General features: G+C 67.2%; 20 protein-coding genes. 11 read left to right on the forward strand and 9 right to left on the reverse strand.

Annotated elements, in window-relative coordinates; genetic code table 11:
- Positions 1–16: 16 nt before the first annotated feature.
- Positions 17–1,657, reverse strand: a complete 1,641-nt coding sequence (locus L1965_RS08780) for an MFS transporter (RefSeq protein ID WP_338421478.1) — start codon at positions 1,655–1,657, stop codon at positions 17–19.
- Between the two features lie 150 nt (positions 1,658–1,807).
- A complete protein-coding gene (locus tag L1965_RS08785) occupies positions 1,808–2,059 on the reverse strand; it encodes a GlsB/YeaQ/YmgE family stress response membrane protein (RefSeq protein WP_235756028.1) in 252 nt (83 codons plus the stop codon).
- Between the two features lie 297 nt (positions 2,060–2,356).
- On the opposite strand from L1965_RS08785, the gene L1965_RS08790 reads away from it, so the two are divergent.
- From L1965_RS08790 to L1965_RS08800, 3 genes are all read left to right on the forward strand, one after another.
- A complete protein-coding gene (locus tag L1965_RS08790; RefSeq protein ID WP_439332066.1) occupies positions 2,357–3,199 on the forward strand; it encodes a L,D-transpeptidase in 843 nt (280 codons plus the stop codon).
- A 142-nt stretch (positions 3,200–3,341) separates the two neighbouring features.
- Entirely contained in the window at positions 3,342–4,133 is a 792-nt protein-coding gene (locus tag L1965_RS08795) for a hypothetical protein (RefSeq protein ID WP_235756029.1), read from the forward strand.
- Between the two features lie 53 nt (positions 4,134–4,186).
- Positions 4,187–5,110: a lytic transglycosylase domain-containing protein gene (locus tag L1965_RS08800; RefSeq protein ID WP_235756030.1), complete on the forward strand. Its 924-nt coding sequence runs from the start codon at positions 4,187–4,189 to the stop codon at positions 5,108–5,110.
- Positions 5,111–5,137: 27 nt separating this feature from the next.
- Here L1965_RS08800 and L1965_RS08805 read toward each other — a convergent pair whose 3' ends face one another.
- Positions 5,138–7,339, reverse strand: a complete 2,202-nt coding sequence (locus tag L1965_RS08805) for a primosomal protein N' (protein ID WP_235756031.1) — start codon at positions 7,337–7,339, stop codon at positions 5,138–5,140.
- Positions 7,340–8,015: 676 nt separating this feature from the next.
- Between L1965_RS08805 and fsa the strand changes: the two genes are divergently transcribed.
- From fsa to L1965_RS08820, 3 genes are read left to right on the forward strand one after another with little or no spacing between them, the layout of a single operon-like run.
- Positions 8,016–8,669 carry a fructose-6-phosphate aldolase gene (fsa, locus tag L1965_RS08810; protein ID WP_235756032.1) on the forward strand — a complete coding sequence of 218 codons (654 nt, stop codon included), beginning with the start codon at positions 8,016–8,018 and terminating at the stop codon, positions 8,667–8,669.
- Between the two features lie 32 nt (positions 8,670–8,701).
- Complete coding sequence (locus tag L1965_RS08815; RefSeq protein WP_235756033.1) at positions 8,702–9,403, forward strand: DUF484 family protein; 702 nt, start codon at positions 8,702–8,704, stop codon at positions 9,401–9,403.
- Entirely contained in the window at positions 9,400–10,335 is a 936-nt protein-coding gene (locus tag L1965_RS08820; RefSeq protein WP_235756034.1) for a tyrosine recombinase XerC, read from the forward strand. Before L1965_RS08815 ends, L1965_RS08820 begins: the two co-directional genes overlap by 4 nt.
- 4 nt (positions 10,336–10,339) lie before the next feature.
- Here the strand turns inward: L1965_RS08820 and L1965_RS08825 are convergent, their stop codons facing one another.
- Positions 10,340–11,431 carry a YeeE/YedE family protein gene (locus tag L1965_RS08825; protein ID WP_235756035.1) on the reverse strand — a complete coding sequence of 364 codons (1,092 nt, stop codon included), beginning with the start codon at positions 11,429–11,431 and terminating at the stop codon, positions 10,340–10,342.
- Between the two features lie 118 nt (positions 11,432–11,549).
- On the opposite strand from L1965_RS08825, the gene msrA reads away from it, so the two are divergent.
- Both msrA and L1965_RS08835 read left to right on the forward strand, forming a co-directional pair.
- Positions 11,550–12,125 (forward strand): peptide-methionine (S)-S-oxide reductase MsrA, encoded by a 576-nt coding sequence (gene msrA / locus L1965_RS08830; RefSeq protein ID WP_235756036.1) that lies wholly within the window; start codon positions 11,550–11,552, stop codon positions 12,123–12,125.
- Positions 12,125–12,997 (forward strand): 50S ribosomal protein L11 methyltransferase, encoded by an 873-nt coding sequence (locus L1965_RS08835; RefSeq protein ID WP_235756037.1) that lies wholly within the window; start codon positions 12,125–12,127, stop codon positions 12,995–12,997. The genes msrA and L1965_RS08835 overlap by 1 nt, the downstream gene beginning before the upstream one ends.
- A gap of 79 nt (positions 12,998–13,076) precedes the next feature.
- Here L1965_RS08835 and L1965_RS08840 read toward each other — a convergent pair whose 3' ends face one another.
- Both L1965_RS08840 and L1965_RS08845 read right to left on the reverse strand, forming a co-directional pair.
- Complete coding sequence (locus tag L1965_RS08840) at positions 13,077–13,271, reverse strand: DUF1127 domain-containing protein (protein WP_235756038.1); 195 nt, start codon at positions 13,269–13,271, stop codon at positions 13,077–13,079.
- A 172-nt stretch (positions 13,272–13,443) separates the two neighbouring features.
- On the reverse strand, positions 13,444–14,181 hold the full coding sequence (locus tag L1965_RS08845) for a 16S rRNA (uracil(1498)-N(3))-methyltransferase (RefSeq protein WP_235756039.1): 738 nt from the start codon (positions 14,179–14,181) through the stop codon (positions 13,444–13,446).
- A 15-nt stretch (positions 14,182–14,196) separates the two neighbouring features.
- Here L1965_RS08845 and ubiA point away from each other — a divergent pair, with 15 nt between their 5' ends.
- The 3 genes from ubiA to L1965_RS08860 all read left to right on the forward strand — a co-directional run bounded on the left by ubiA (position 14,197) and on the right by L1965_RS08860 (position 17,677).
- On the forward strand, positions 14,197–15,135 hold the full coding sequence (gene ubiA, locus L1965_RS08850) for a 4-hydroxybenzoate octaprenyltransferase (protein ID WP_235756040.1): 939 nt from the start codon (positions 14,197–14,199) through the stop codon (positions 15,133–15,135).
- Between the two features lie 62 nt (positions 15,136–15,197).
- Positions 15,198–17,351, forward strand: coding sequence for an OmpA family protein (locus tag L1965_RS08855; RefSeq protein WP_235756041.1), 2,154 nt, complete (start codon positions 15,198–15,200; stop codon positions 17,349–17,351).
- Positions 17,348–17,677, forward strand: coding sequence for a hypothetical protein (locus tag L1965_RS08860; RefSeq protein ID WP_235756042.1), 330 nt, complete (start codon positions 17,348–17,350; stop codon positions 17,675–17,677). Before L1965_RS08855 ends, L1965_RS08860 begins: the two co-directional genes overlap by 4 nt.
- Positions 17,678–17,791: 114 nt before the next feature.
- On the opposite strand, the gene L1965_RS08865 is transcribed toward L1965_RS08860, so the two are convergent.
- The 3 genes from L1965_RS08865 to nspC form a co-directional block, all read right to left on the reverse strand.
- Positions 17,792–19,057, reverse strand: a complete 1,266-nt coding sequence (locus L1965_RS08865) for an AI-2E family transporter (protein ID WP_235756043.1) — start codon at positions 19,055–19,057, stop codon at positions 17,792–17,794.
- Between the two features lie 115 nt (positions 19,058–19,172).
- Entirely contained in the window at positions 19,173–20,399 is a 1,227-nt protein-coding gene (locus L1965_RS08870; protein WP_235756044.1) for a saccharopine dehydrogenase family protein, read from the reverse strand.
- A 36-nt stretch (positions 20,400–20,435) separates the two neighbouring features.
- Positions 20,436–21,536 carry a carboxynorspermidine decarboxylase gene (gene nspC, locus L1965_RS08875; protein ID WP_235756045.1) on the reverse strand — a complete coding sequence of 367 codons (1,101 nt, stop codon included), beginning with the start codon at positions 21,534–21,536 and terminating at the stop codon, positions 20,436–20,438.
- Positions 21,537–21,568: the final 32 nt, after the last annotated feature.

Here is a 21,568-nt window from a genome sequence, read left to right on the forward strand (position 1 = left end):
GCCCATGGCTGCGCGATCAGGGCACCTCGATCTTGCCCACCAGCGGAACGTCGTCCTGCTGGCTGATCGAATGCCGCTCGATCATCCGGTGAACGACCGGATCGCCCTCGCCGCGATGCAGGGCGCGCAACGACACGGTCACCTCGGCCTCGGATTTCGTGCGGCGCAGATTGTGGCGCACATATTCGTCCCAGGTCGCGATATGATAGCTTTCGGACCAGAATTCGGGATGTTCCAGATCGCGCAGCAGCGCCCAGTTCCGCGCCCCGTCACGGCGGCGGATATTGCGGCGCAGACGCATCAGGCGCAGGAATTCTGCCACGTCACGCTGTTCGATCTGATAGTCCACCATCACCATGATCGGCCCCGACCGCCCTCGCAGATCCAGCCGCAGCGCCGGCTCCTGGAATCGGTTGACCGGGTCAAGATCGACCGTCCCGAACTCGGGCGCCTTGAACCACAGGCCGATCACCGCGCCCAGGGCCAGGACGCCTCCGGCCGCTGTCAGCGCCACGGACAGCCCATAGGCGCCGGCTACCGCGCCCCAGGCCGCCGACCCGGCCGCCATGCCGCCGAACGTGGCGGTCTGGTAAAGCGCAAGCGCCCGGGCAACGACCCAGCGAGGGGTCGAGAGTTGCACGGTCACGTTGAACAGCGACAGCGCCAACACCCAGGACGCCCCCGCCGGCAGCATTGCCAGACCGTGCAGCCACATCGATCCGCTCTGCCCCAGCACCACTGCGGCGAAGGCGAAGCCGGCAAAGGCCATCCGCACGATATTTTCATTGTCATGGCGGGCGCGAATGCGCGGGTTGACGATCGCGCCCGCGATCGCGCCCAGGCCGAAACAGCCCAGCAGCGCTCCGAACAGCAGCGAACCGCCCTCGGGATGCGATTTCGCCACCAGCGGCAGCAGCGCCAGCACGGAAACCGCCGCAAAGCCGAACAAGGCACCCCGCAGCATCACCCGCATCAGATTGGGCGAAAGCGCGACATAGCGCAGCCCCGCGCCCATCGCGGGCATGAACGCCTCGGGCGGCGCGGTGCGCGGCGTGACCTTCGGCTGCCAGCGCAGCAGCGCGCCCAGAAGCGGCAGATAGCTGAGGGCGTTGAGCGTGAACGCCGCTGCGGCGCCGAAGGCCGCGACGATAAAGCCGCCCGCCGCGGGGCCGACGCTGCGCATCAGGTTGAACCCGACCGAGTTCAGCGTCACCGCCGCAGGCAGATCGCTGCGCGGGACCAGATCGCCCATGCTGGCCTGCCAGGGAGGGTTGTAGAGCGCCTGTCCCGCCCCGATCAGGAAGGTGAAGCCCAGAAGCAGCACCGGGGTCAGCAGGCCCTGCCATGCCACCAGCGCCAGCGCCGCCGAGACGATCGCCATGAAAATCTGCGCCGAAAGCAGCAAGGCCTTGCGATCAAGGATGTCCGCCAGCGCCCCCGAGGCGATCGCCAGCAGCATGATCGGCAGCGTGTTCGAGGCCTGCACCAACGCGATCAGCGTCGCGCTGTCGGTCAGCTGTGTCATCAGCCAGGCGGCGCCGACCGCCTGCACCAGACCGCCAAAATTCGAGACCAGCGTGACGCTCCACAGCATGCGGAAATCGCGGTGCCGGAAAGGCGCAAGCGCCGTGCTGCGAAGAGGTTTCTGCGTGCTCACCCGAACCGTCCATGCCGACCGGAGCGCAGACTAGAACAGGGTCATCCAGACAGCAATCGGCGCGAAACGGCCAGCCGGGGATCCCTGCTGGCCGCAAAGGGGAATGGCAGGACAACGGCCTGCCGCTGCGTTCACGACAGGCGATGCCGGTCAGGCGCGGTTCACGAGGCGCAGGATCACCAGCAGTATGACCGCGCCAATGGTCGCATAGATGATTGCCGCCACAATCGAACCCTGCATGCCGGCCCCCATCCCCAGGGCAGGGAAAACGAACGAGGCGATCACGGCGCCGAGTATCCCGACCACGATGTTGACCAGCAGCCCCTGGCCATGCCCCTTGACAAGCAGCCCTGCCAGCCAGCCGGCGATGGCGCCCACGATCAACGCAACGATAAGACCCATGTCGTCCACCCTCTCTTGATTCTTTCGCGCGATGCGCGCAATGCATCCATGCAACCCGAACACACGCTAAGTTGTTCCATGCTCGTGCAAGGTTGAATTGCTGACGCGCGGCTGCCACAAAGCGGCGGTCCAGGACCTGTCATCCTGCCCCAAGGGTTGACGAATGGCCCATGTGACAGGCTGATGAACCCTTGCACGAATCATGCGCGGCCCTGCCGTCGCGGATGGTATCCGGAACTTGAACGCTGCCAACGGGACTGTCTCTGCCGGCACGCCCGATGCTACAAAGGAAATGTCATGTTGCGCCTCGCTTCCATGTTTGCGGCGCTGGCCCTTGGGCTGGCGGCCTGTGCGCCCACAGGCCCAACCTCCGTCACGCCCGGTGCCGGCCTGCTCAGCGCCGGCTCGGTTCCGGCGATCTATCAGGCGCGGACCGATATTGGCCCGAATGGCGAACCGGTCGAGATCCCCAGGGTCCGGGCGGCCTATCTGAACGAACGCAACCGCCGTCAGCGGGTGGCCTATAACGGCCCCGAAGCGCCCGGCACCATTGTCGTCGATCCGTATGCCCGTGTCCTCTATGACGTGATGGAGAACGGCGAGGCGATGCGGTTCGGGATCGCTGTGGGTCGTGCCGGCAAGGGCTTCAACGGCGACGCCGTGATCAGCGTCAAGAAACAGTGGCCCAGCTGGACGCCCACCCAGAACATGATCCGCACCGAACCCGAGCTTTACGCCCAGTTCGCGGGCGGATTGTCGGGCGGGCTGGATAATCCGCTGGGGTCGCGCGCCCTGTATCTGTACAAGAACGGCCGCGACACCTACTACCGGATCCACGGCACCATGGACCCTTCCTCGATCGGCAAGGCCACCTCGGCCGGCTGTATCCGCCTGTTCAACCAGGACATCATGGACCTGTTCGACGAGACCGAGCTTGGAAGCCGCGTCAAGGTGCGCAGTCAGGCCGAGAGCCTGCGGATCGAGGGGCCGATGATCGAAACGCCCGAGGGTTACGTGATCCCCGCCTCGGACGTCTCGCAGGCGCAGGATGCCGCCGTTGGTGCCCCGGTCGCCGCCATGTATGCCACCGCGCAGCCGGCCTTCGTCTCTCCGGTCGAAAGCGCGGTCCCCTTGCGCTAGCTGTCCGGCGCGCGCCGGCGCGAAGGCTTGCACAACGGCTGGCCACCGGCGTCCGCGTCGGTGGCTTCTCAATTGCAAATGCCCGCCAACTCACGCATTCTGCGGCGCGATCGGGTTCAGTCACCAGGGTATGAGGGCCGATATGCCAAACCACGCCAGGCGCGAAAAGGAACTTCTGACCGCCGCGCAGCGGGCACTTTCCGAGGCGACCCGGCGACCGGGCATCGCGCAGATCGACGACGCCGCGCTGATGAAGCTGATCGCGGGGCTGCGCAGGGCCGGCGAAACCGCTTCCCGCGCGGCAAGCGAGGACGGTCTGTCGCAGGCAAGCCTGATCGAGACCGCCCTCAAGCGCGCCCACGCGGAACGCCGTCGCCGCAAGCTGTCGATGGCGTCCGTTCCGGCAGAGAAACCGGCCGACAAGCGCGCGCCCGCGGCCGCGAAAACCGCCAGGCGCGCATCCGCCGGCAGCCGCCGCACGCCTGCCGACCGAAAGACCGCCGAAGCCCGGAAGACCGATCTGCGCACCGGTCCGCACCGGGTCCGGAAGACAAAGCCCGAAGCGGCGGCGTCCGAGCCGGACCTGACCCTCGCCCCGGCCGCGACAGGTGATGACACGGCCCTGAAACCTGCGATCTCGTCCCCAAAGCCGGCGGATCCGGATGAAAAGGCCCGCAGGAAAGCTGTCAGGAAAGCCGCGAAGAAGGCTCAGAAGGACGCCGAGAAAGAGGCGAGGAAGGCCGCGAGAAAGGCCGAAAAAGAGGCCGTTCGCGCCGCCCGGAAGGTCGCCAAGCTGGCCGCGCGCGAGGCCGAGAAGGCCCTGCGGAAAGCCGAGCGGAAGGCCGGGACCAAACCGCAAGAGGCCGGCAAGAAGGGCAAGTCCCCCAAGCCCGCCAAATCGCAGGGCAAGCGCAAGCCGGACAGCGCGGACTGAGCCTGCCCTTCATCCCCCTGCCCAGTTGGGAACTTTGCCGGAAGAAGACAGTCTTGCGCCGCCTCGTTGTCATCCTTTGCCTGATCTCGGGCCTCACCGCCCCGTCCGCGTCGGCCTATCCGGCGGTCGACGCGTTCGTCGGGCGTCCGCCGGCAAAGCAAAGCGACAGGCTGCGCTGCACCGATGATGGCCGCGACTGCATCCGGCTGGAATCCTATGTCGCGGATGTGTGCAAGCTGATCGAACGCAACGCGGCAGATCGCGGTCTGGATGCGGGCTTTCTTGCAAGACTCTTGTGGAAGGAAAGCCGCTTCGAGCCGGGCGCCGTCAGTCCTGCGGGTGCGCTGGGGATCGCGCAGTTCATGCCGGGGACGGCCGATCTTTACGATCTGCACGATCCGTTCAATCCCGCTCTCGCCATCCACAAGGCGGCCTGGTATCTGCGCCACCTCCGCGACATGTTCGGCAATATGGGACTGGCGGCGATCGCCTATAACGGCGGCGAGAACCGCGCGGCGCGCTTTATCGCCCGGCAGACCACCCTGCCCTACGAGACGCAGGATTATGTCGAGGCGATCACCGGTTTCGACGCCCTGCGCTGGCGCGACAATCCGCCCGCGGCCCGGGATCTGCGGCTGGCGCTGGACCCGGACAAGGCGTTCCGGCCCGCCTGCGAGGAGATGGCCGGCAATCGCAGCCTTCGCGAGTTCAACGTGCAGCCGCGGGTGTTTCCGTGGGGCGTCATCGTGGCCAGCCATCCCAGCCAGCCCGGCGCGGCGCAGCAGGTGGCGCGGCTGAACCGCAGCCTTCGCCCGATCCTTGAAGGCAAGCGCGTCGGCTATGTCCGCAAGAAGCTGTCCGGTATGCCGCGTGCCGTCTATACGGCGCAGGTCGGCTATGACAGCAAGACCGAGGCGACGGAGTTCTGCCTGCTGCTGAAGCGGGTCGGAGGGCGCTGCATCGTCTTGCGGAACTGACGCGCTGTCGCGCCACGGCACAGCCGATCACAGAAAGCTTTGCGGGTCGATATCCACCGCCAACCGCAGATTCGCAGGCGGCTTGTGCGGCGACAGCCAGTCGGCGATGGCCGCCTGCAAGGGGGCCTGTCGCGGGGCGTGGATCAGCATCCGCATCCGGTGGCGGCCGCGAATGCGCGCGATGGGGGCCGGCGCCGGACCCCAAAGCTCGGCCCCCGCATCGCGCAGCGGGGCGGCATGGGCGGCCAGATGGCGGGCGAAATCACTGACCACCGCCAGATCGGGATGCGCCAGGATGATGCCCGCCAGCCGACCGAAGGGCGGCATGCCGGTGGCCTGTCGGGCGGCCGCCTCGGCGTCCCAGAACGCCTCGTCCTGACCCGACAGGATCGCGCGGATCACCGGATGGTCGGGCTGGTGGGTCTGCAACAGCGCCACGCCGGCGGCCTGACCCGATTGCCGCCCCGCCCGGCCGGCGACCTGCCGCATCAGTTGAAAGCTGCGCTCGGCCGCGCGCAGATCCGCGCCCTGCAGGCCCAGATCGGCGTCGATCACGCCGACCAGCGTGAGGCGCGGAAAGTTGTGGCCCTTGGCGACGATCTGGGTGCCGATGATGATGTCGGTGTCACCCTTGGCGATTTCGGCGATGGTTTCCTTGAGCGCGCGAGCCGAATGGAACAGGTCGGATGACAGCACCGTGGCCCTGGCGTCGGGAAACCGCGCCGCGACCTCTTCGGCGATGCGTTCGACGCCGGGTCCGATCGGGGCGAGCTTGCCTTCGACCCCGCACGAGGGGCAGGCGCCGGGGATCGGTCGCGTCTCGCCGCATTGATGGCAGACAAGCCGGTTCTGGAAGCGGTGTTCGACCATGCGCGCGTCGCATTGGTGGCAGCCGATCTGCTCGCCGCAGGCCCGGCAGACGGTGACCGGCGCGAAGCCGCGGCGATTGAGGAAGAGCAGCGACTGTTCCCCACGCGCCAGCCGTGCCCGCATCGCGGCCTCGAGCGTGGCCGAGATCCAGCGGCCTGTCGGCATGTCCTCGGCGCGCAGGTCGATGGCCGCCATGTCGGGCAGTTCGGCCTCGCCATAGCGGGACCGCAGGTCCAGCCGCGTGTATTTGCCGCTGGCCGCGTTCACCCAGCTCTCAAGGCTGGGCGTTGCCGAGGCCAGAACCACCTGCGCCCCGTTGATCGACGCGCGCAGCACCGCCATGTCGCGGGCACTGTAATAAACCACATCCTCCTGCTTGTAGCTGCTGTCATGTTCCTCGTCGACGACGATCAGTCCCAGGTCGCGGAACGGCAGGAACAGGGCGGACCGCGCGCCCACGACCAGCCCGACCTCGCCGCGCCCTGCCATATGCCAGAGCCGGCGGCGCTCGGAGCGGGTGATGCCGCTGTGCCATTCGCCGGGACGGGCGCCGAAGCGGGCCTCGACCCGGTCCAGGAATTCCGCCGACAGAGCGATCTCGGGCAGCAGCACCAGCGCCTGACGGCCCTGCGCCAGACACTCGGCGACGGCCTCCAGATAGACCTCGGTCTTGCCCGATCCGGTGACCCCGCGCAGCAGCGTGGTGCCATAGCCGCCCGCCCGGATCGCGCTGCGCAGCGTGTCGGCCGCGGATTGCTGGTCGGCGGCCAGCGGCTTGCCCGGCAGGGTCGGGTCAAGGCGCGGATAGGGCCGGTCGCGCGGGGCCTCGATTTCGGCCAGGGCGCCTTGCGCGACCAGTCCCTTGACGACCGACGTGCCGGCACCGGCCAGTTGCGCCAGTTCCGAGGGCGCGAAGCTGGCGCCGCCATGCGTGGCGATCACGTCCATGACGCGCTGGCGGGCCTCGGTCATGCGGCGGGGGGCGGCGCTGCCCGGCACGATCACCCGGCGGGCGGCGGGCGGCTGGTCCAGATCCGGCGCGCGGGTCGCCATCCGCAGCATCAGGGGCGGCGGCGTCAGGGTATAGTCGGCGGCGCGGGTGAGGAAATCGAGAAAACCCGGCGCGAAGGGCTGAGCCTCCAGAACCTTTGCCACCGGCCGCAGCTTGGACAGGTCGAAATCGCCGGCGCCCTCGCCCCAGACCAGGCCCAGCACCCGGCGCGGCCCCAGCGGCACCAGCACAAGCTGACCCTGGCGGACGCCGCCTTCGGGGGCCAGATAGTCCAGAAGGCCCACCGGTTCGGCCGTCAGGACGGCGATCCGGGCGCGGGCGGGGAAGAAGGCGGGCAGATCACGCATCGGCCGCGATAAAGACGTGCGCGGACTGCGGTTGCAAGGCCCCTGCCCTGCCGCAGCGGATCTTTCCGTCCCGCCCGGCCTCGCGCTTTGGGGGAACAAGGCGGCTGGCGCTGAAAAAGGGCAGCGGCAAGCCGGCGATCTTCCCGGGCAGCGCCGATACCGGGATCAAGAAGGCGCCTCCCCATGTCACCGTCGAACCGGGCGAAACCCTGGCGCCCTCCGCTATCCAGCGGCATCACGACCCGGGCGTGGACAACTGCGATGCAACGCCGCATGGCATCGCCGATCAGGATGCCCGCGATCCGGCGGGCAGCTTCAGCTTGCGCCGGTTCGACAACTCGGGCGACCCGACCAGCCATGACATCAGGTTCAACATCCTCCTCTGGATCAATCCGGCAGTCTCTTCCGGCGATGACCGCAAGGATCTCCGGGCCCGTCTCGGTCCTGACCCAGCCGGACCGAATCACCGGCAGGCCCGGCCGGGTGACCACCTGCCCCGGCGGGATGAAGTCCGGAATCGGCGCAGGCTTCGGCTGCTGTCCTTTCGCCCTGCCGGCCTGTGCGCAGCTTGCGCCTGCAAGACCCGAAAGCTCCCGGCCGCGGCCGGGCTTGGCTCTTCCCGGGGGGCACCTTTTGCGCTATCACCCCAGCGAAACCGTCCTAGAGGAGCCAGGCCATGAAATTCTTCGTTGATACCGCCGATGTGGATGCGATCCGTGAACTGAACGAGTTGGGAATGGTCGATGGCGTGACCACCAACCCGTCGCTGATCCTGAAGGCCGGGCGCGACATCGAGGACGTCACGCGCGAAATCTGCGGCATGGTCAGCGGGCCGGTCAGCGCCGAGGTGGTGGCCGAAAAGGCCGAGGACATGATCCGCGAGGGCAAGCACCTGGCCAAGATCGCCGACAACATCGCCGTCAAGGTGCCGCTGACCTGGGACGGGCTCAAGGCCTGTCGCGCGCTTTCGGATGATGGCCACATGGTCAATGTGACGCTGTGTTTCTCGGCCGCTCAGGCGATCCTGGCCGCCAAGGCGGGCGCGACCTTCATCAGCCCCTTCATCGGCCGGCTGGACGACATCCACATGGACGGCGTGGACCTGATCGCCGACATCCGCGAGATCTATGACAATTACGGCTACGAGACGCAGATCCTGGCCGCTTCGATCCGGACCGTGAACCACATCATCGAAGTGGGCAAGATCGGCACCGACGTGATCACCGCGCCGCCGGGCGTCATCAAGTCGATGGCCAAGCATGTCTTGACGGACAAGGGTCTTGAGCAGTTCACTGCGGATTGGGCGAAGACCGGTCAGAAGATCGGCTGAACAGGGCCGCAGAGGCGGCGGAAAGAGGCAGGATGACGGTGGAACTGGATCAGGATGCGGGACTGGACCCGGAAACGCGCGACAGGTTGCTGGCCGATCCCGGCGTGATCCTGGCGGATCGCGACCTGATGCGGGCGCTGGTCGCCGCGCGCGAGGCCGAGATCGGCGACAATGTCATCGACATTCGCGGCCGCGCGATGGAGGCGCTGGAAACCCGGCTGGACCGTCTGGAAGGCCAGCATGAAAGCGTGATCGCCGCCGCCTACGACAACCAGTCGGGCATGGCGGTCGTGCATCGCGCGGTGATCGGACTGCTGGAATCGGCCGACCTGACGGATTTCATCGACAGCCTGCAGGCCGAGATCGCGCCGCTGTTGCGGATCGAGACGCTGCGGCTGGTTGTCGAGGCCGATCCGATCATCCCGAACCTGCCCGAGGACGTGGTCGTCGCGCCCGAAGGCGCGATCGGGCGCGTGATCAATGCGGGCCGGCGCGCGCCGCGCGGCAACGACATCGTGCTGCGTCCGGCCTCGCCGATCACCCACCCGATCCACGGCCGGGCGGTCGCCTCCGAGGCGCTGCTGCCGTTGGATCTGGGCGCGCGCCATCCGCGCGCGCTGCTGGTCATGGGCAGCGCCGACGCGCAGCGCTTCATGCCCGCCCACGGCACCGATCTGCTGCGGTTCTTCGGGCAGGTGTTCCGGCTGGTGCTGCTGGCCCGCCTGCGCGCATGAGCCAGCCCGGCCCGCTGGCGCTGGCGCCCGCCACGGCGGATGCGCTGGCCCGCTGGCTGGACATCGAGGCCGCGACACGCGACCGGTCGGTCCACACGATTACCGCTTATCGCGCCGATTTGCTGGCGTTTCTGGCGTTTCTGGGCGGCCATCACGGCGCGCCCGCAACCCCGAAATCACTGGCCGGCCTGCGCCAGGGCGACATGCGCGCCTTTGCCGCATCGGAACGGGCGCGGGGTCTGGGCGCGCGCTCGCTGGCGCGGCGGCAATCGGCGGTCCGCAGCTTCCTGCGCTGGCTGTCGGATCGCGAGGGCCATGACCTCAGCGCCGCGCTGGCCGCGCGCAGCCCGAAATACGCACGCTCCCTGCCCCGCCCGCTGACCCCTGCCCAAGCGCAAGGGGCGCTGGACATGATCGCTGCCGGCCACGACACGCCCTGGGTCGCGGCGCGGGATGTGGCGGTCACGACGCTGCTCTGGGGCTGCGGGTTGCGGATTTCCGAAGCGCTGGCGCTGGACGGCGCGGACTGGCCCTTCCGCGAGGCTCTGACCATCGGCGGCAAGGGCGGCAAGGAACGCCAGGTGCCGGTGCTGCCGGTGGCGCGCGCGGCGGTCGGCACCTATCTGCGCCTGTGTCCGTGGCGGCTGGCGCCCGATCAGCCGCTGTTTCGCGGGGTCCGGGGCAGCCGGCTTGGTTCCGGCCAGATCGCCGCGGCGCTGCGACGGGCGCGCGCCGCTCTGGGGTTGCCCCCGACCGCGACGCCCCATGCGCTGCGGCATTCCTTTGCCACCCATCTGCTGGCGGCTGGCGGCGATCTGCGGACCATCCAGGAGTTGCTGGGCCATGCCAGCCTGTCGACCACCCAGGTCTATACAGGCGTGGACGACGCGCATCTGATGGCCGTCTATCGCGCCGCCCATCCGCGTGGCTGAGGCCCTAGCGCTGGACGAGGACGGGCGCTTCGGCCTGGGCGGCCTTGCGATCGAAGATCCGGTCCCCGATCCAGGCCCCGACGAAGAACATCACCGCCGCCAGCCACAATGTCGCGTTGAAGACCGATGTGCCGGTGAGTCCCGCGCCGATCGCGCAGCCGCCCGCCAGCATTCCGCCGAACCCCATCAAGGCGCCGCCAGCCATCGAGCGCAGCATCTGCGGCGCGTCGTGATAGGATTCCCATTTCAGCTCGCGCCCCGCAAGCGCGCCCAGGAACGCGCCCAGGAACACGCCGGGGATCAGGCCGATGTCGAAACTCATGTCATCACCGGTGGTCAGCAGCGCCATCACCACCTGCGCCGACGGCCCGGCAAATGTCGCCGAAGAGACCGAGACCGGCTCGAAGGCGATCTGCGACAGCGAGAAGGTCAGCACCCAGCCAAGCGCGACGGCAAAGCCCACCCCGCAGGCCCAGACCAGCACCCGCACGCCAGTCCGGGCACGCGCAGCCAGCCCGATCGCCACCACCGAGAAGCCAAGACCGATCAGCAGCCCCGCCCATTGCGGCAGCCCGGCCGCGTTGAGAAGATTGATGTTGCGTCCGCCCGGCGTGATCCACATCGCGGCGATCGCCTGCCGCACCGGCGAAAGGGCCCCCGAAAGCGTCAGCTGCGCCGTCAGTGCAAAGACCATGCCCGCCGTCAGCGCCCGCAGATTGCCGGTCCCGGCCAGCACCAGCAGCCGCCCCGAACATCCGCGCGCCATGACCATGCCGATGCCGAACAGCAGCCCGCCGATGATCGCGCCGGACCAACTGCCCGTGACCGCCATGATTCGCGCCGTATCGGGACGGAACATCCCCGCCATCGCAGCCGCCTGCACCCAGACCATCGCGGTCGAGAAGGTCAGCAACCAGATCGCCAGCGATCGGCCCAGGATCCCGCGCGAGAACTCGACCGCGGCCGAGCGCAGACAGAACGCGGATCGCTGCGCCGCGAAACCGAACACCGCGCCGACCAGCAATCCGACCAGCATCGCTGTTGTCAAATCTCCGATCCGCTCGGATATATCGGTCAGCAGGGTACGCAGGTCCATGCTCTTGCCTCGCACGATGAGATGGCCAACCGCACGATGACGCGGGAAAGCCGCGACCGCAAGGCGAACCAAGCCGGGGCGACATGCGTTTGATGCTGATGACAAAAAGGATGGCAAGATGACCACACATGCAATCTTCGATCGACCGATGGATGCGCCCGCGCCGCAGGGCTACGACCAGGCGATCTTCGGCATGGGCTGCTACTGGGGGCCCGAGCGGCTGTTCTGGCAGCAGCCCGGAATCTGGCTGACCGAGGTCGGCTTTGCGGGCGGCACGACCGAAAATCCCAGCTACGATCAGGTCTGCGGTGGCGACACCGGCCACGCCGAGGTCGTGCGGGTGGTCTATGACAGGTCACTGATCAGCTATGAGCAGTTGTTGCAGCTGTTCTGGGAAAACCACGACCCGACCCAGGGCGATCGGCAGGGCGACGATGTGGGCAGCCAGTATCGCAGCCTGATCATGACCTTCAGCGACAGCCAGCGGGCCGCCGCCGAGGCGTCGAAGATCGACTATGGCAACCGCCTGGCGGTCGAGGGCTTCGGCAAGATCACCACCCAGATCATCGACAAGGCACCGTTCTGGCCTGCCCATGCCGAGCATCAGCAATATCTGGAAAAGCACCCCGACGGTCATTGCGGGCTGAAAGGCACCGGGGTAGAGGCGTCCATGCCCAATCCGGACCCGATCTGATGCCAACCTTCACCGCACTGACGCATCTTCCCGGCCGTGAACCTGCCGAGGACCTTGCCGAGGCCTGCGAGGGCCTGACCCCCGAGCCGGTCGGCACGGGCGTGTTCGAGATCGAGGACGGGTCCGAGCGGTGGGAGGTCGGCGCCTATTTCGAGGAAAAGCCCGACGCGGTCGGGCTGGCTCTTCTGGCGGCCGCGTGGGGGGCAGAGCCTTTCGTGATCTCGGAACTGCCCGAGGTGGATTGGGTCGCCCATGTCCGGCGCGAACTGACGCCGGTCACGGCCGGCCGGTTCTTCGTCCATGGCAGCCACGACGCCGACCGCGTTCCCGAAGGCGTCGAGGCGTTGTGCATCGAGGCGGCAATGGCCTTCGGAACCGGCCATCATGGCACCACCAAGGGCTGCCTCGAGGCGATCGACCGGCTGGCGACCGAGGGTTTCAAGCCGCACCGGATCGCCGATATCGGCTGCGGCACGGCGGTGCTGGCGATGGGGGCGGCGCGGCTGTGGCCGGTCACCGTGCTGGCCAGCGACATGGACCGCATGGCGGTGGACACGGCGGCGGCGAATGTCATCGCGAACGGCCTGGACGGGCGGGTGGTCTGCATCGAGGCCACCGGCCTCGATCATCCGACGCTGGAGCAGGCCGCGCCGTTCGACCTGGTGCTGGCCAATATCCTCAAGCAGCCGCTGATCGACCTGTCGCCCGAGATGGCCCGCCATGTCGGAAGCGGCGGCAAGGTCATCCTGTCGGGCATCCTGTCCGACCAGGCACAGGAAGTGGTCCAGGCCTACGAGGCTGCGGGCTTTGCTCTGGACCGACGCGACGATCTGGGGGAATGGGTCACGCTGACATTGACCCGGCAGGGCTGAACGCTCGCAGAGCCCGGCCTGCGCATGAAAAAACCCCCGCATCCGAGCGCAGGGGTTCGTTCGCTCTGTCGTGAAGGGCTCAGACGCTGCGTGCGATTCGTTCGATATCGCCGCGGCAAAGACCGATATCGTCCAGTTCGCGGTCCGACAGCGCACCCAGCTCGCGCCGGGTCTTGCGGCTGTCCTGCCAGGACGAGATCCGCGAAGCGAGGCTTGCGACGACGCTGCCAAGACCATTGGCCGAAATGCCGCAGTTCGTTTCAATGGCGGACATCATATCACCTGTGTTCGGTTTGCCCGATTCACGGGCGGGTTTCGAATGCCAGTCATGTATGGTGCGCAACGAGCCGGAACCATAGCCAAACCGACAAGGCCGGCATGCGCTGCGCGCATGAGGATACCGGCGAACGTGCCGCGCAAGTCGGGTCGCATGGGGGTCGTGCGCGCTAACCGGACCCTGCCGGATCCTGCCAGTCACCCAGGGCCGCCTGCCACAGCGCAAGGGCCGCGACCGCGGCAGTGTCGGCCCGCAGGATGCGCGGCCCGAGGCTGATCGGCGTCACGAAGTCCAGCGCCGTCAGGCGCCGGCGTTCGGGATCCGAGAACCCGCCCTCCGGTCCGATCAGGATCGCCCAGGCACCGGCAGAGAGCCCGCCCAGTGTGCGCGCGGGACCGGCAAGGGCCTCGTCGGCCCACAGGAGCCGGCGCGCGGGATCCCAACCCTCCAGCAGCCGCGAAAGCGGCTGAAGTTCGCCGACACCGGGGACATGGGTGCCACCGCATTGTTCGGCGGCCTCGATGGCGTGGGCTTGCAGGCGATCCTGTCGGATCCGTTCCGAGTTGGTGAAGTCGGTCTGCACCGGCAGGATGCGCGATGCGCCCAACTCGGCGGCCTTCTCGACGATGAAATCGGTGCGGGCCTTCTTGATCGGAGCGAACAGCAGCCACAGGTCGGGCGGATCGCGTTGCGGCGCGGTCTGCTCCAGCGTTTGAAGCGTGCCGCCGCGCTTGCCGGCCTCGGTGATACGCGCCGACCATTCGCCGTCACGGCCGTTGAACACCGCCAGCGTGTCGCCCGCCCGCAGCCGCATCACGCCAGAAAGGTAATGGGCCTGCGCGGGCTCCAGCGGCACGGGTTGTCCCGCGGCCAGGGGGTGATCTATGAACAATCTGATCTTCGACATGATGGGCAAGACGCTATGCAAAGCCAGACCGAAAGGCCAGACACCGTCATTGACGCCCCCAGGGGCAACTGGGTGGACCGCTATGCCCCCCATGGCTGGCGACCCTGGCTGCACCTGTCACGGGCCGATCGACCGATCGGCACATGGTTGCTGCTGCTGCCCTGCTGGTGGGGCGTCGGCCTGGCGATGATGGCGGACGCTCCGCGCGGGTTCGACCTGTGGATCGTGATCGCCTGTGCGGCCGGTGCCTTCGTGATGCGCGGCGCGGGATGCACCTGGAACGACATCACCGACCGCAAGATCGACGCGCAGGTGGCCCGCACGCGGTCGCGGCCGCTGCCGTCGGGCCGGATCAGCCTGCGCGGCGCCTATCTGTGGTTGCTGGCGCAGGGGCTGGTGGGGTTCGTGATCCTGTTGACGCTGGGGCGCGCGGCGATCTGGATGGGTGTGCTGTCGCTGCTGCTGGTGGCAATCTATCCCTTCGCGAAGCGGTTCACGTGGTGGCCGCAGATCTTTCTGGGCCTGGCGTTCAACTGGGGAGTCATGCTGGCCTATGCCGCGCATATGGGCCGGGTCGATGCCGCGCCGGTCGTGGCGTGGCTGGCGGGGATCGCCTGGACGATCTTCTACGACACGATCTATGCCCATCAGGATGCCGAGGACGATGCGTTGATCGGGGTGAAATCCACCGCCCTGTTGTTCGGCGACAAGAGCCCGCGCATCCTTGCGGGCTTTGCGGCACTGGCGATCCTGTTGATGGCGGTCGCCATCCTGCTGACCGGTCGCAATCTGTTGATAGGCTGGATCGGGCTGGCGGGATTCGCCGCGCACCTTATCTGGCAGCTGCAAAGATTTCAGCCTGATCAGGATGATATATGCTTGCGCCTGTTCAGGTCGAACCGCGATGCGGGGCTGATCCTCGCGCTGTTTCTTGCCATGGCCGGGCTGGCATGATTGCGCAGCAGGCGTCGCGCGGCTAGACCATTTCAGCTTGCAACAGCCCAGAGTCGGACCGAATGGCATCGTCCCGCAGCCCCATCTCGACCTCGCTTGCCACCCTTGTCGTGCTGATCGGCTTCGGCGTGCTGTGCTGGTGGGGGGCGCAATCCGCCGCGCGGTTCATCGAACAGCGTTCCCACGAGGATGTGCGGCTGGCCCTGACGACCGCGGGACAGGACTGGGTCGAAGTCAGCACCGACGGCTTGCAGGTGCATCTGTCAGGCACCGCCCCGAGCGAGGTCGAACGGTTTCGCGCCGTGACCCAGGCCGCGACAGCGGTGGATGCGACCCGCGTGATCGACAAGATGACGGTCGCCTCGATCGCGGCGCTGACGCCGCCCGAGTTCAAGGTCGAGATGCTGCGCGACCGCGACGGCATCTCGCTGATCGGGCTGGTGCCCGCCTCGACCGATCGGGCCGGCCTTGTCCGGGCGCTGAAAAGCGAGACCGCCGCAGCCAGGGTCACGGATCTTCTGGAAAGCGCCGATTACCCGATGCCCGATGATTGGCAGGACGCCATGGCTTTCGGATTGCGGGCCGCGCAGATGGCGTCGCGGGCCAAGATCTCGGTCGCGGCGGGACATGTGCAGGTGGCTGCGATCACCGACAGCCGGGCGGAAAAGGGCCGCCTGGAGACCGCGCTCAAGCGCGCGCTGCCCGACGGGATCAGGCTGACAACGCAGATCTCGGCGCCCCGACCGGTGATCGCGCCCTTCACCCTGCGCTTCCTGATCGATGAGGAAGGCGCGCGCTTCGACGCCTGCGCCGCCGACAACGAGACCGGCCAGGCGCGGATCCTGGACGCCGCGGTGAAGGCGGGGGTGGGCGGAAAGCCGGGTTGCACGCTGGGGCTGGGCGCGCCAAGCAGACAATGGGCCGATGCCGCGGTTCCCGCCATCGAGGCAGTCGCGGCGCTGGGGCGCGGGGCGGTGACCATCTCGGACGCGGATATCGCGCTGACCGCGCCCGCATCCGTCGATCAGGCGCTGTTCGACGAGGTGGCGGGACGTCTTGAACAGCAGCTTCCGCAGGTGTTCTCGCTGCAGGCCCGGCGCGAACAGGCTCAGCAGGCCGATCAGGGCCCCGCCCGGTTCGTCGCCTCGCTGTCCGGCCAACGCAGCCTGTCCATGCGCGGAAGGATTGCCGATCCCCGCATGCGCGAGGCCGTGGACAGCATCGCGCGGTCACGCTTTTCAGATGTCCAGAGCAGTCTGCGCAGCGACAGCGAGGTGCCTGGCGGATGGACCGTCAGGGTCATCGCGGCGCTGGAGGCAATGGACAGCCTGTCCAGCGGGACCGTGGAGGTGACGCCGGAACTCATAACCCTGTCGGGCACTTCGGGCGATCCGGACGCGACCGAACGCACTGCCGCCGCTCTGGCACATCGCCTGGGGCCGGGCGCGCGCTACGACCTGTCGATCCGCTATGACCGGCGGCTGGACCCGGCGCTGGCCCTGCCCGATGGTCAGGAATGCGTGCGTCTGCTGAACATCATCATGTCGGAATCCGAGATCGGCTTCGAACCGAACAAATCCGCGATCGCCGGCGATCCCGCCGCGACCCTGGCCCGCATGGCCGAGGTGATGGCGGATTGCGGGGATTTCCAGATGGAGGCGGGCGGGCATACCGATTCCCAGGGTTCGGAAGGATTCAACGCCGATCTGTCGCGTGCCCGCGCCCAGGCGCTGGTCGCGGCGATGGCCGAAGCCGGGATCGACACCACGAACATGACTTCGCGCGGCTATGGCGAAAGCCAGCCGATCGCCAGCAACGAGACCGACGAAGGCCGCGAGGAAAACCGGCGCATCGAATTCCGGCTGCTCTCCGAGCGACCGGTACACACCGCACCGCTGCCCGCGCCGATCAACCTGTCGGGTGTGACGAGGCCAGCCGATCCCGCGGCCCCCAAGGCACCGGTTCCTGCCGCCGAGTCGACTGCCGGGCAAGACCGTGGCGAGGCCGAGGGCCCGCATCTGCCCCGGATCACCACTGGCGCGGGCGCGACGCCCGCCACGGTGGGGGTCAGCGAGGAGTTCGAGAGTCTGGACGCGCGCGAGGAAAACATTAGGCTGCCAGTGCAAACCCCTGACGACAACACGCCGCGGCCCGCGCAACGTCCCGAAACGGCACCTGACGCGGTCGAGGCAGAAGGCACACCCGGCACCGAATGAACCGCACCGAATTCATCACCGTCACCGCGATCATCCTGTTTGCCGCCTTCGTCCTTGGCTGGATGGCCAGTTGGGTGGTTCATCGCCTGACGCGCCAGACCCGATCGGGCATGACCGAACTGGACAAGATGGCCCAGCAACTGCACATGGCCGAGGAAGCCCGCGATACGGCGGTCGCTCAGCTTGAAGAGCGCGAGGCCGATCTGGCCAGCCGTCTGGCCGGCGCCGAGGCCGAGTTGCAGGCCGCCATGGACGGATTGCGCGAAAGCCGCACCGAAGTCGAGGAACTGCGCGAATATATCGAGAGGAAACTCTCGCGGCGCTGATCGCTGTGGACCCGGCCGCCGGAACGCCTGGAAGCAGCGGGAACATGGCTTTCCGGCCCGTTCGGGATCGTTCGCCTCACAGGGCGTTGCGGTGACCGCGACAGCCGACCCGATTCAGCCGTCCGGCACGAAGGGCCTGGTCGCCTTGCGTGCGGACGGTTCGTCCTCGGCACCGGCGCCGGCCTCGACCAGATCGCGGGCCTCTTCTGCCTCGTCGTCCCCAGGATCTCCGTTCCCGCTCTCCTCGCTTGCCTGAAGCGCCGGAGGCCTGCCTGCGGCGAGGAAATTGCCGAACTTTTCCCATCCCGGGATGTTTTCGGACAGCACCCGCAGAACAACCAGCACCGGCACTGCGATCACCATGCCGAGCACCGACCACAGCCAGGCCCACAGAGCCACGGCGAGAAACACCACCACCGTGTTCAGCTGCAACCGGCGCGAGACGAAATAGGGCGTGATGAGCTGACCTTCCAGCGCGGTCAGCGCCAGATAGGTGGAGGCGACCATGGCTGGCCAGAACAGTCCCGGCAGGGCGACCAGCGCGACCACGGCCGCGATCACGACGCCCGCGATCGCCCCCAGATAGGGGATGAAGTTCAGAGCGAAGGCGCCCACTCCGAACAGCACCGGACCCGGCATCCCCCACGCCCACATCGCAAGCCCGATGGCCAGCCCCAGGCAGGCATTGATGATCGTGATGGCGCCCAGATAGCTGCCGAGGGAATCCTCGATCTCGCGCAGGGCCAGATAGGCGCTGCGTTTCTCGCCCATGCTGTCGAAGCTTTGCACGATCTTCAGGTAAAGCATGTCCCCCGAAGCGATCATGAAGAACATCAGTATCAGCGTGAACAGCACCTGGCCCATCAGTTGTGGCGTCAACTTGACCACGGTCTCCATGGTCGATTCGCTTTCTTCCTCGACCTTGATGGTCGCGGCCGATGCGCCGTCCTCGTCCTCAACATTCTGGGCCTCATCGATCTGCTCGGCGGCCTGCTGGATATCCCGCATCGATTCCCGGACCCGATCGAGCTTCTGCTCAAGCTGAAAACGGATCGTCGGGATGTTCTCGGCCGCCCGGTTGAGGGGACCGCTGGCGGCGTAGGCCAGGACCGCCACAAGCGCGAGGATCGTCAGCGTCACCCCCGCCGCCGTCAGCGCGTCGGGGATGCCAAGACGCCGCGCAAAGCGGCGCGACGGCGTGAAGACGAAGAACAGCAGGATGGCCATCGTGACCGGCATCAGGAAATCCCGGGCCGAGGCGATCGCCGCGAACGCAAGGATCAGAAAGATGCCGATGACGGCCCAGTTGGCGAAGCGGGCACTGGAAGGACCCGACGTGCCGCCAAAGCGCAGAGAATGGCGCTCTTCCGGATCTTGCATGAAGATGTCCCCCTCCGGTCATGGCCGACGGGGGCCACGATGCACAAACGCCGCGGATGCGCCGTTCGTTCCGGTCCACCCGACCTGTCACGCATGAGGCTGTCGGCAGGCCAGCCTAGATGGGATGATCGCCCGCCGCGTCAATGACCCGGGTCGGCAGTCCCATCTGGCCAAGCAGCTGAAGGAAAGGCCGCGCCGGAAGGTCCTCGACATTGACCATCCGCTTCACGTCCCAGACGCCGCGCGCGATCAGGATCGCGGCTGCGACCGGCGGCACGCCGGCGGTATAGCTGATCCCCTGGCTGCCGACCTCGGCATAGGCGTCCTTGTGGTCGGCGACGTTGTAGATGAACACCTCGCCTTCCTTGCCGTCCAGGCTGCCCTTGACCAGATCGCCGATGCAGGTCTTGCCCTCGTAATCGGGCGCCAGACTGGCCGGGTCCGGCAGGACGGCCTTGACCAGCTTCAGCGGCACGACCTCGTGTCCCTCGGCGGTGCGAACCGGCTGCTCGCTGAGCAGCCCCAGATTCTGCAGCACGGTAAAGACGTTGATGTAGTGATCGCCGAACCCCATCCAGAATCGCACATCGGCATCCTTGTAGCGGGCAGAGAGGCTGTGAACCTCGTCATGCCCGGACAGATAGGCGGTGCGCTTGCCGACGACCGGCAGATCCCACTCGCGGCCGATCTCGAACATCCGGTTTTCCTTCCATTCGCCGTCCTGCCAGGAGTAGACGGTGCCGGTGAACTCGCGGAAGTTTATCTCGGGGTCGAAATTCGTGGCGAACCAGCGACCGTGGCTGCCGGCGTTGACGTCCACGATGTCGATGCTGTCGATCCTGTCGAAATACTCGTCCTCGGCAAGGCGGGCATAGGCGTTCACCACGCCCGGATCGAAGCCGGCGCCGAGGATCGCGGTGATGCCGGCCTTGGCCACGTCCTCACGGCGTTTCCATTCGTAGTTGGCATACCAGGGCGGCGTCTCGCAGACCTTGGCCGGGTCCTCGTGAATGGCGGTGTCGATATAGGCCGCACCCGCGCGGATGCAGCCCTCCAGCACGGTCATGTTGATAAAGGCCGTCCCCACATTGATGACGATCCCGGCTTCCGTCTTCCTGATCAGCGCCTCGACCGCGTCAGGGTCCATCGCGTCCAGCGCGTGGCTGGTGAAGGCCATGCCGTGACCCTTCTGTCGCAGCGATTCGATGATTGCATCGGCCTTGGCCTGGGTCCGGTTGGCGATGTGCAGTTCGCCGAACTCGGCTGACCATTGCGCGAGCTTGTGCGCCGAGACTTGCGCGACGCCACCCGCGCCGATGATGAGGACATTCTTCTTGGCCAATTCCGACTCCTTTTCCGGTGGCTGGGGATGGGCGCCCTAGGACAGGCTGGACTTGTAGTCGTCGAAGGAAAAACTGCGAACGGTCCGTATGCTGCCATCCTCTTCGCGGATCGCGATGGCAGGCATGGCGACGCCGTTGAACCAGTTCTTCTTGACCATGGTATAGCCCGCCGCGTCGGCGATGCTGATCCGGTCGCCGATCTGCAAGGGCCGCGCGAAGCGTGCGTCGCCGAAAATGTCGCCCGCCAGGCAGGTCTTGCCGGCGATCTGGTATTCGTGCTCGCCGTCCTGCGGCAGCTTCGCCGTCTCGCGATAGATCAGCAGGTCCAGCATATGCGCTTCGATGCTGCTGTCGACGATCGCGACCTGCCGGCCGTTATCGATCACGTCCAGCACGCTGACCTCCAGCGTCGCGGATTTCGTGATGCTGGCCTCGCCGGGTTCCAGATAGACCTGCACGCCGTGCTTCTGGCTGAACTCCGCCAGCCGGTCGGCCAGTCGGTCCAGCGGATAGCCCTCGCCGGTGAAATGGATGCCGCCGCCAAGGCTGACCCATTCCAGCTTCTGCAGGATGTCGCCGAACTCGCTCTCGATCCGTGTCAGCTGGTGATCGAACAGGTCGAAATCCGCGTTCTCGCAATTGTAGTGGATCATCACGCCGCTGATCCGGTCCATCGCCGCCTCAAGCCGGGTGATGTCCCATTCGCCAAGCCGGCTGAAGGGACGCGCCGGGTCGGCCAGATCGAATCCGCTGGTCGAGAATCGCGGGTTCAGCCGCAGCCCGGTGGTGATGCCCGCGGCCTTGTGCGCGAAACGGTCCAGCTGGCTGAGGCTGTTGAAGATCATCTTGTCGGCATAGCCGATCGCCTCGTCGATCTCGTGGTCGGCCCATGCGACGGAGTAGGCGTGGGTTTCCTTGCCGAACTCCTCGTGCCCAAGCCGCAATTCGAACAGCGATGACGACGTCGTGCCGTCCAGATACTCGCGCATGAAATCGAAGGCCGACCAGGTGGCAAAGCATTTCAGCGCCAGCAATGCCTTGGCGCCCGACCGCTGGCGCAGCCTTGCGATCCGTTCCATGTTGCCGCGCAACAGGGTCTTGTCGATCAGATAGAATGGCGTTTGCGGCTGGGTCATGCGGGTCCTTTGGGCGAAGGCTCTGAACGTAA

Source organism: Paracoccus salsus (genome assembly GCF_021556615.1).
Lineage (GTDB): Bacteria > Pseudomonadota > Alphaproteobacteria > Rhodobacterales > Rhodobacteraceae > Paracoccus > Paracoccus salsus.

Coding starts and splice junctions, on each gene's coding strand:
- L1965_RS08785 (WP_235756028.1), bottom strand. CDS start 2,059: ATGGGTCTTATCGTTGCGTTGATCGTGGGCGCCATCGCCGGCTGGCTG.
- L1965_RS08790 (WP_439332066.1), top strand. CDS start 2,357: ATGTTGCGCCTCGCTTCCATGTTTGCGGCGCTGGCCCTTGGGCTGGCG.
- L1965_RS08795 (WP_235756029.1), top strand. CDS start 3,342: ATGCCAAACCACGCCAGGCGCGAAAAGGAACTTCTGACCGCCGCGCAG.
- L1965_RS08805 (WP_235756031.1), bottom strand. CDS start 7,339: ATGCGTGATCTGCCCGCCTTCTTCCCCGCCCGCGCCCGGATCGCCGTC.
- fsa (WP_235756032.1), top strand. CDS start 8,016: ATGAAATTCTTCGTTGATACCGCCGATGTGGATGCGATCCGTGAACTG.
- L1965_RS08815 (WP_235756033.1), top strand. CDS start 8,702: ATGACGGTGGAACTGGATCAGGATGCGGGACTGGACCCGGAAACGCGC.
- L1965_RS08820 (WP_235756034.1), top strand. CDS start 9,400: ATGAGCCAGCCCGGCCCGCTGGCGCTGGCGCCCGCCACGGCGGATGCG.
- L1965_RS08825 (WP_235756035.1), bottom strand. CDS start 11,431: ATGGACCTGCGTACCCTGCTGACCGATATATCCGAGCGGATCGGAGAT.
- msrA (WP_235756036.1), top strand. CDS start 11,550: ATGACCACACATGCAATCTTCGATCGACCGATGGATGCGCCCGCGCCG.
- L1965_RS08835 (WP_235756037.1), top strand. CDS start 12,125: ATGCCAACCTTCACCGCACTGACGCATCTTCCCGGCCGTGAACCTGCC.
- L1965_RS08840 (WP_235756038.1), bottom strand. CDS start 13,271: ATGTCCGCCATTGAAACGAACTGCGGCATTTCGGCCAATGGTCTTGGC.
- L1965_RS08845 (WP_235756039.1), bottom strand. CDS start 14,181: ATGTCGAAGATCAGATTGTTCATAGATCACCCCCTGGCCGCGGGACAA.
- ubiA (WP_235756040.1), top strand. CDS start 14,197: ATGCAAAGCCAGACCGAAAGGCCAGACACCGTCATTGACGCCCCCAGG.
- L1965_RS08855 (WP_235756041.1), top strand. CDS start 15,198: ATGGCATCGTCCCGCAGCCCCATCTCGACCTCGCTTGCCACCCTTGTC.
- L1965_RS08860 (WP_235756042.1), top strand. CDS start 17,348: ATGAACCGCACCGAATTCATCACCGTCACCGCGATCATCCTGTTTGCC.
- L1965_RS08865 (WP_235756043.1), bottom strand. CDS start 19,057: ATGCAAGATCCGGAAGAGCGCCATTCTCTGCGCTTTGGCGGCACGTCG.
- nspC (WP_235756045.1), bottom strand. CDS start 21,536: ATGACCCAGCCGCAAACGCCATTCTATCTGATCGACAAGACCCTGTTG.